11 protein-coding genes, 1 pseudogene and 1 riboswitch are annotated in these 8,412 nt (G+C 63.9%); of the genes and pseudogenes, 11 read left to right on the forward strand and 1 reads right to left on the reverse strand.

Annotated elements, in window-relative coordinates; translation table 11 throughout:
* Window positions 1–309 precede the first annotated feature (309 nt).
* Window positions 310–1,131 carry an NlpC/P60 family protein gene (locus P4U43_RS16985; RefSeq protein WP_277359792.1) on the reverse strand — a complete coding sequence of 274 codons (822 nt, stop codon included), beginning with the start codon at window positions 1,129–1,131 and terminating at the stop codon, window positions 310–312.
* 6 nt (window positions 1,132–1,137) lie between these two features.
* Window positions 1,138–1,317: riboswitch (cyclic di-AMP (ydaO/yuaA leader) on the reverse strand.
* 322 nt (window positions 1,318–1,639) lie between these two features.
* On the opposite strand from P4U43_RS16985, the gene P4U43_RS16990 reads away from it, so the two are divergent.
* The 11 genes and pseudogenes from P4U43_RS16990 to P4U43_RS17040 all read left to right on the forward strand — a co-directional run.
* Complete coding sequence (locus P4U43_RS16990) at window positions 1,640–2,098, forward strand: hypothetical protein (protein ID WP_277359793.1); 459 nt, start codon at window positions 1,640–1,642, stop codon at window positions 2,096–2,098.
* Between the two features lie 98 nt (window positions 2,099–2,196).
* Complete coding sequence (locus P4U43_RS16995) at window positions 2,197–2,838, forward strand: DUF305 domain-containing protein (protein WP_277359794.1); 642 nt, start codon at window positions 2,197–2,199, stop codon at window positions 2,836–2,838.
* A 101-nt stretch (window positions 2,839–2,939) separates the two neighbouring features.
* Window positions 2,940–3,818, forward strand: a complete 879-nt coding sequence (locus P4U43_RS17000) for a F510_1955 family glycosylhydrolase (protein WP_277359795.1) — start codon at window positions 2,940–2,942, stop codon at window positions 3,816–3,818.
* 32 nt (window positions 3,819–3,850) lie between these two features.
* Window positions 3,851–4,030 carry a hypothetical protein gene (locus P4U43_RS17005; RefSeq protein ID WP_277359796.1) on the forward strand — a complete coding sequence of 60 codons (180 nt, stop codon included), beginning with the start codon at window positions 3,851–3,853 and terminating at the stop codon, window positions 4,028–4,030.
* 71 nt (window positions 4,031–4,101) lie between these two features.
* Window positions 4,102–4,677 (forward strand): TlpA family protein disulfide reductase, encoded by a 576-nt coding sequence (locus P4U43_RS17010; protein WP_277359801.1) that lies wholly within the window; start codon window positions 4,102–4,104, stop codon window positions 4,675–4,677.
* 38 nt (window positions 4,678–4,715) lie between these two features.
* Complete coding sequence (locus P4U43_RS17015; RefSeq protein ID WP_277359802.1) at window positions 4,716–5,471, forward strand: cytochrome c biogenesis CcdA family protein; 756 nt, start codon at window positions 4,716–4,718, stop codon at window positions 5,469–5,471.
* 107 nt (window positions 5,472–5,578) lie between these two features.
* Window positions 5,579–6,463, forward strand: a complete 885-nt coding sequence (gene lgt / locus P4U43_RS17020) for a prolipoprotein diacylglyceryl transferase (RefSeq protein ID WP_277359797.1) — start codon at window positions 5,579–5,581, stop codon at window positions 6,461–6,463.
* Window positions 6,463–7,158 (forward strand): hypothetical protein, encoded by a 696-nt coding sequence (locus P4U43_RS17025; protein WP_277359798.1) that lies wholly within the window; start codon window positions 6,463–6,465, stop codon window positions 7,156–7,158. The genes lgt and P4U43_RS17025 overlap by 1 nt, the downstream gene beginning before the upstream one ends.
* A gap of 39 nt (window positions 7,159–7,197) precedes the next feature.
* Window positions 7,198–7,497 carry a hypothetical protein gene (locus tag P4U43_RS17030; RefSeq protein ID WP_277359799.1) on the forward strand — a complete coding sequence of 100 codons (300 nt, stop codon included), beginning with the start codon at window positions 7,198–7,200 and terminating at the stop codon, window positions 7,495–7,497.
* A 102-nt stretch (window positions 7,498–7,599) separates the two neighbouring features.
* The gene (locus tag P4U43_RS17035; RefSeq protein ID WP_277359800.1) at window positions 7,600–7,866 is read left to right on the forward strand and encodes a DUF3093 family protein; all 267 of its coding nucleotides are present in this window, start codon (window positions 7,600–7,602) and stop codon (window positions 7,864–7,866) included.
* A 309-nt stretch (window positions 7,867–8,175) separates the two neighbouring features.
* Window positions 8,176–8,412 (forward strand): annotated as a pseudogene (locus P4U43_RS17040) (ISL3 family transposase); the annotation flags it as partial.

The raw sequence follows: 8,412 nt of genomic DNA on the forward strand, positions 1-8,412 counted from the left end.
GTGGAATGCGGCAGGTCCCCCACATGGTGCAACGTGAACCCGAGATGCGCAGCGATATCGGCGATGAGGTGCTGCGAGAGCGGCCCGCTGGTGTGGCCGGTTCTGCGCGACGACGTCCTGAGGCGGCGCGGCGTCGACCGTGCGCGTTATGGGAAGACAACGATGATCTCGTCTCGCTCAGCGGAAGGGGTGAGGGCATGCCGGAGCGCAGGGGGATGGCTCCGGCATGCCCAGGTGTGGGTAGGCAAAGAGCTTGGGGCGGTTCGCAATCGCCCTGTTGACCCTTTTCCTGCCCGGCTTAGGTGGCTGTTAGCCGTTGACCCGGACGAAGGATGATCCGGGGAGATCGCTCAGGGGGTGCAGGAGGGTGTCATTGACCCCGTTCATGCCACTGCTGATGACCTGGCCGTTACCTACGTAGATGGCGATGTGGCCGGGGCGGATGACCAGGTCACCCGGTGCGGGAGAGCCGACAACGGTGCCGTACTGGTAGAACTGTTCCGGCCCGAGGTCGCCGACAGACTTGCCGATGGATCGCAATGCGACCTCGACGAGGATGGTGCAGTCCTGGGTGCGGCCGATCTGTGCGTAGGCGGAGGCCACCAGCGCGGCACCGACACTGCTGCTGGCTGCAGGGGCAGGAGCTGGCTCCGGCTTGGGAGCAGGGGCAGGCGCCGGTGCGGCGGGAAGCGCCGCGGCAGCCTGCAGTGCCACTTCCTGCACCGCAGGGGTCTGCTGTACCGGGGCGGGCTCCACCGTCTGCACTGCTGCCAGTGACGCATCGGCCTCGGGTGCCGGATGCTCCACGACGGGAGCCGGTTCAGCGATCACGGGAGCGGGCGCAGCGGTGACGGCTTCGCGTTCGAAGGTGACAGCGGCCGAGGTATCCGCGGACACCGGCTCGGCTTCCACGGTGGTAACCAACGAACTGGTACTCACCTGACGCTGCGGTGCATCCAATGCCTGGGCAGGAAGGCCCGCGGTGAGAACGAGACCAGAAGCTGCGGTGATCACCGCAGCCTGACGGCCCGCAGAACCCATATTGGAGGAGACAGCCTTGGAGATAACAGCCAACGTATTGGTCTGGGCGGGGACTGCGCGGTGGCGCGCGGGGGCATGCCGAGTGGACATAAGTCGAGTACCTTCTCCCAACGCCTGCGAGGTTAGCTGTCGGGTTCGGATGGGAGCACCCGGCCGTGGACACGGCTTAACCCCAAGGGCCCTCAAAAGCATGGGCCCGCGTACATGGTTCCCCCGCCTCTGCCAGCGGAAAACGGACGACCCCACTACGGTGACAGAGCTCGGCGATCCGTGTGGGAGTGCCTCCATGGGACGCAGGCACGAGATTGAGGGTATCTCATACCAACGCCAAGATCACAATTAGGTCACGGCGCGTCTCCGCATCCCCGCAGGGAGCATCTTGTCCTCGATGGATCCGTGAAAACCACCCCTGGGCAGCTGGGCAGCTGGGTAGCTGTTAGCTCAGACCGTCGTGGTCGCTCTGCACATGCAGCTCCTGTCCAGCTGGACCTGCGTCGGGCAGCCATCACCGGCTGAGCCCCGATTCGATCCCGCACAGGATGGATCGGTACTCTGATATCAGGCACGAACATGCAGGAGAACGGGAAGGAGCGGAGCGATGAATAAGCACCCTGGAATCGCCCTACCCCTGCCTCTTCCACGCCGCTTGCCCCAGACAGCTCTTCTCTTCCTTAGCCTGACCGCCGTCATCGTGGGCATTCTTGCGATGCATGTGTGGATGGGCGGGCATGGTGCCTCACACGCCGTCGGCCCGGTGGTCACCGCGGCGCCCGCAACTGACGTGCACCATCAGGGTTCCATGCCAGCTTCTGCATCCAACCCTGCGGATTCGGGTATGGCGCTGAATCTGGATTGTGCGGATACCTGCGGTGAAGAGATCGCCGCGGGAGTGTGCATCCTGGCGTTCCTGGTGGTGTCGTTCGCAGCTGCCATCGTCCTCAGGAGCCGGCTGGCCTATGGCCGTGTCCGCCTGCGGGGCCCACCGCCGGTTGTACGGCTTCCCCGCACCTTCGTGCCTTCGCTGACACTGGTTCAGCTCTGCATCAGCCGCACGTAAGAGTCGCGTAGTTACCCGACTCCGAAACGGGCCGGCGGCATCCCGTCGTGCCCGCCACCTGAAATGCAGATAGCTCGACCATCGAAGGACACACCCTCATGACCAAGCGTTACCTTTCCATGTCCGCACTCGCGATCGCCGCGACCCTCACTCTCGCCGGCTGCGGATCCAGCGACACACCCGGCACTGCTACGGCACCGGAAACCAGTGCCGGCTCAGCCGCACCGGAAACCACCCAGGACACCGCGGCCGAACACAACGATGCCGATGTCATGTTCGCCCAGATGATGATCCCGCACCACCGCCAGGCCGTGGAAATGAGCGAGATCATGCTCGAGAAGGACTCCATCAGCCCGGAAGTACGCGACCTGGCCACCCAGATCAGAGACGCGCAAGCACCCGAAATCGAGACAATGACCGGCTGGCTCGAAACCTGGGGTGAACCGGTCGAACCCGAAGGCGGCATGGAAGGCCACGACATGGGCAACATGGGCGGCTCCGGGGAGATGCAGGGCATGATGACCGAGGACGAGCTCGCTGAACTGGAAGCCGCCGAAGGTGACGAAGCGGCGCGCATGTTCCTTGAGTCCATGACAGCGCACCACAACGGAGCGGTCGAAATGGCGCAGGAAGAGATCGAGAACGGGCAGTACCCCGACGCCATCGCTCTGGCCGAAACCATCGTGGAAACGCAGCAGGCCGAGATCGAGGAGATGGGAGCCCTCCTGGCCGAGCTCTAGAACGGGCGAACCCAGTCTCGGGGAGGCGCCTGATCACCGGCGCCTCCCCGGAACCGGGCGAACCTTTTTCCCGTTACTTCACCTTGGTTAGAGAGCAACACATGCGCCCAAGAATTTCCGCGACCCGCTTTCTCCGCCGCCGCCTGGTCCTGCTCACGGTGGCGCTCGTTTCGACGGTGTCCCTGGCGGCCTGTTCGGCGCCTTCGGCAGCACCGCAACCAACCAGCACACCTAACAGTTTTCCCACCGGTCATGTGCACGGGATGAGCGTTGACCCTGGCACTGATCGGGTGCTGTTGGCCACCCACGATGGGTTGTACGACGTCTCCACCTCCCCCGCTCAACGTATCGGTCCCGTGATCGACCTGATGGGATACACCGCCGGGGGAAACAGCACCCTGTACGCATCGGGGCACCCGGGACCGGACACGGATCTGCCCAACCCGGTGGGGTTGCTCCGTTCCACCGACAGCGGCAAGAGCTGGGAACCTATGTCCCGGCAGGGCCAGTCCGACTTTCATGCTCTGACCAGAACCGGAACCGGAGAATCCTTTGTCGGATACGACGGCCAACTGATCACCAGCGAAGACGGTCTTCAATGGGAAGCTGCGGAAACCCAGATCGCTCCCTTCGACCTCTCCGGCGCCACAAGCAGCGATGTTGTACTGGCCACCACAGCGGACGGGCTCTACCGTTCCACCGACGCCGGGTCCACCTGGAGCCTCGTCGCTGACAGCCCGCTACTGTTGCTGACCGCCCTGGCCGGGGATAAGGCGGTCGGTGTCACACCTGAAGGTGACATTCACACCAGCGCAGACGCCGGGGTGACCTGGGCGAAGAAGGGCTCCATCGGGGCCGCACCCACCGCCATAGACACCCATACCGACGACGGAGCCGACCAGGAAATTTGGGTCGCCACCGAAACCGGCGTGAAAGTGTCCGGTGACGGCGGAACCTCATTCAACGACCTGGTCCCCTGATGCACGGACTCCACTATCCGATCTGGAGAGAAATGTCCCAATGGCGCGGATGGCATAAGACCACTTTCCTGCTCCTGGTCGCCGCCATCGGCTACCTCCTGCTCCGGCAAATGTTCCCTTCCTGGGTGTCGGTACTGATCGTCCTACCCGTGGCGATCCTCGCCGCCTACACCGCCTCCTCCGATGCCCGGCGTGATCGGCGAGAAAAATGAGCAAACAACTCTTCCAACACACACCAACCGGTGCGCCGCGCCGGCAAAACGGCGGGAAACACCGGTCACGGATGAATCTTCCGGTCCTGTTTCTGACCCTGTCATTGCTGATCTCTGGGTGCGCCGCTACCGATCCGCTGGCGCAACAGGCCAAAGCCGGAGATAACAAGAACTACATCGCCGGTGACGGTTCGGTGAGCGAGTACGCCCCCGAAACACGGGGAGAACCGGTGGAACTGACCGCCGAGCTCTACGACGGGACAGTGATCTCGTCAGCCGACTGGACCAGGCAAGTGACTGTCCTGAACGTGTGGTACGCCGCCTGCGCGCCGTGCCGTGTGGAGGCCCCGGACCTGCAAGCACTCTCGCAGGAACACCAGCAGGACGGTGTTCAGTTCTTCGGGGTGAACATTCGGGACCAACGGCCGACCGCTGAGGCGTTCGAACGGAACTTCGGCATCACCTATCCCAGCTTCAACGACCAGGACGGGACTGTTCAGTTCACCATGGCAGAGTATGTGCCGGCACAGGCCGTACCAAGCACCCTGGTATTGGACCGTCAGGGCCGTGTTGCCGCCCGCATCATCGGGTTGGCGGAGAAAAGCACCCTGAAGGCCCTCATCACTGATGTGGTGGCCGAACAATGACCCGGTTCACGGAGGCACCGGTCATGGTCATTTCCACCGTGGCCAACCCATTCGCTGAAACCATCCTGGGCGGCTCGCTTCTACTGGCGGTTCCAATTGCTGTGCTCGCAGGGCTGGTGTCCTTCGCCTCACCGTGCGTCCTGCCCCTCGTACCCGGCTACCTCGGCTATGTCACCGGCCTGACCGGGGTCGACCTCGCACAGCAAAAACGCGGGCGGATGTTGGCAGGGATCGGGTTGTTCGTCCTGGGATTCTCGCTGGTGTTCATGCTGATCGGTGCCGTGTTCGGGCAGCTCGGTGCGTGGCTCCAGGCGCCCGGACAGGCCTGGATCACCCAGGTCCTCGGTGTCCTGGTGATCCTGATGGGTGTGGTCTTCCTCGGTGGTCTCTCCTGGTTCCAGCGGGATGCGAGAATCCACGCACGCGTACCTACCGGACTCTGGGGTGCACCATTGCTTGGCGTCACCTTCGGCCTCGGGTGGGCGCCGTGCATCGGACCCACTCTCTCGGCTGTCCAGCTACTGGCCTTCACCGACGGATCCGGCGCAGCTAAGGGCGCATTGTTGACCTTCTTCTACTGTCTGGGCCTCGGTGTGCCGTTCCTGCTCATAGCGCTCGGAGCCCGCCGCGGCATGGGAGCCCTGCGCTTTTTCCGCACCCACCGTCTGGCACTGCAACGGTTCGGCGGCGGAATCCTGATCACCCTGGGATTGCTCATGGTCTCCGGCGCCTGGGGGGCCTGGGTCGCGGAACTACAGAACTGGTTCGCCAACGACATCCGACTCCCCATCTAAACCCCTCCCACGCCTACGCCTGACAGCTCACCCCATCAGACCAGGCTCCCCACCTATCGAAGCGCCCCCTGCGAGGTCATCTTCGACATCACCGCCATTGGATCACCATGAACACAGCAGAGCCCCTCACCTACATTCCTTCCCCGTCCGTCAGTTCCCTCTCGCTGGGACCGGTTTCAATCAGCTTCTACGCAGTGTGCATCATGACCGGCATCGCCGTTGCCGTGTGGCTAACCAGCCGCCGGCTTACAGCGCGCGGAGGCAGTCCCGGGCAGGCTCTGGACGTGGTGATGTGGGCCGTACCGTTCGGGATCATCGGCGGGAGGCTGTACCACGTCATCACCGACTACCAGCTCTACTTTGCCCCCGGGAAGGACCCCTGGGGTGCCCTACGGGTATGGGAAGGCGGTCTTGGTATCTGGGGGGCGATCGCCTTGGGCGCTGTCGGCGCCTACATCGGCTGCCGCAGGAACAAGGTCAGCTTCCTGGCTTTCGCTGACGCTGCCGCGCCCGGCGTCCTCATCGCCCAAGCGATCGGCCGATGGGGAAACTGGTTCAACAATGAACTCTACGGTGACCCCTCGACCCTGCCCTGGGCCCTCGAAATACACGACATGGACCTGCCGGCCGGTTCTGCTCGGCTCGACGCCGCCGGCGACCCGATCATTCTGGGGTACTTCGCCCCGACCTTCCTCTACGAATCGCTGTGGTGCCTGGCCGCCGCGGCGCTGATCCTTTTCCTGGATAAGAAATACGCTCTGGGCGCAGGTGCACCTTTCGCGCTCTATGTCGCCCTGTACACGGCCGGCAGGTTCTTTTTCGAACTGATGCGCTCCGACTACGCCAACACCATCCTGGGTCTGCGCATCAACACCTGGGTCTCCGCCATCCTCTTCCTCGGCGCCCTCACAGTGTTCCTCTCCCGTAGGAACCGGCCACGGTCATCAACCACCGAACCTGAACAGGCCCCAGCACATACCGGAGGCCGGTGATGCGCGTCGAGCTCCGGTACACCGAGGGCTGTCCGGCAGCGCAACCGTTACGGGAAACGACCGAGGCAATCCTGGAGGACCTGGCTCCGCAGGAACACATCACTTTCACCAGGGTTCCCGCCGGGGAAGGCACTGCCGCGGCGATATTTCCCGGCAGCCCAATGCTGCAGGTAGACGGACGGGAGATCGGCCCGGTCGCGACCGGGCAGGTAGATGGGACAGGGTCCCTTTCCGGCCTGGCCGTCCCGCAGGAGTCGGAGATCAGGGCAGCACTCGGGCGGGCCACCGTCAACTCACCGTTCCGTCTGCCCCTGCGGCACCGCCGGCTCGTGCTCATCGCCGCGTTGCTGATCCTGTTCGGGGCGCTCCTGAGTCAGCTCGTGATTGGGGGTGCAGTGGTGACCTTGACCGGCTTGGCCCTGCTGGCAGTCGGATTCAGCAGTAACGGCCGCCGGAAGGGTCCTCAGCCGTACATGTGGGCGGCCGGTTTCACCGCCCTGGTCTGGTTGTTGGTGATGACCGTGATCTGGTCGGAAGTGGTCTTCCGCGCGCCGATCCTGCTGGGTGCAACGGAAGGAACCTTGTTCTGGGTCGGTCTGGCCTCAGCCCTCGGCGCTGTTGTGAGCGTCGCCGCCGGTACAGCGGCGCGCCACCGGTTACGGCGGCAGCTGCGCCAGAAGCTCGACCAACCATGACCCGGCACCTACCCGCCCACAGATGAAGGAAAAACTCTGATGCTATTAGCCGCTTCGCTGCCAGCCTTGGTACCAGCACCGGATGAGGGCCAGTTACGGCCCGGCCTGGATCCCACCCAAGTCACCCCCGGGCTCCTGGGATTCCTCATGACCCTTTTCATGGTGATCGCCGTGATCTTCCTGATGCGTTCGATGGTGGGCAGGATCCGCAGGGTCCGCTACCGTGAGCAGGCGGCAGAGCAACATCGCAACCACACCGCTGCCGCCGGGACGCCCGCCATCCCCGACACTGTCCTACCCGCCGACGCACCGCACACGGAAGCCAGGCCCGGCAGATGAACTTGTCTCCGCACAGTGGGAAGCGTTCGAGGCATGCCCAGACGCCCCTCGAGGCCATCAACCCCGGGCCCCTCCCCCGCAGACTGCAGCAAGCAGGTGAGCATGTCTAAGGCGTCCGCAAGCCCAGATGCGATCCTTTACGACGAACGGTTGTGGCCGACGCCGTTCGTATGGCTGATCATCGCAGGAGTCGCGGGAGCATCGGTTCTCGTCTTCGCGCCCATCAGCATCCTCACCGGAATCATTGCCTGCATCGTAGTCTTTGTCGTTCTGGCCGTTCTCCTGGTGCTGTCCACTCCACGGATCACTGTGACCACAACCTCGCTCAGCGTTGGCCGCGCCCACATCGACCGTGAATTCCTCGGGTGAAACTGAACCCGGCGGGATACAAATCGGGAGCCGCTGTGTAAACTCGTAAGCACACTGACGGTCAAGCAATCGGCCCTCCATCAAGCGGGCACCAGCCCGCGTTGAGCTGTACCGCGTATTTCGACCGGCAGCGTTGGGAGAATGCCGTGCATAGCACTGAAAACTGGTTCAGATATACCGCAGGGGTTGCACTGATCATCGGTGCAACGCTCACCGCTGCTCCGCCCGCCAGCGCGGATCCCAACTCGGATTCTGGTCCTTCTCCATCAGGTCCTGCAACGGGATCCGACGTCGGGCCGCTATCTCAGGTTGGACCGCCTGACACCGATATCGAGCCGCGACGGAATCGCGATCGCGATGATGACGGCGAGCGTGATCGCGATGATCCGACGACGCCACCTCCCTCGCCAAGCGAGCCGCCGGCAACGTGGCCGCGAGCTCATGGAGAAGCTGATCACCGACCTCAGCGCCGGCGTCCCCAAGGTGCTCACCGAGCTCACCACCCTGGGCCGGACCCTGAAGAAGCGAGCCGCCGACGTGCTCGCC

This window comes from Arthrobacter vasquezii (assembly GCF_029455255.1).
GTDB classification, from domain to species: Bacteria; Actinomycetota; Actinomycetes; order Actinomycetales; family Micrococcaceae; genus Arthrobacter_D; species Arthrobacter_D parietis.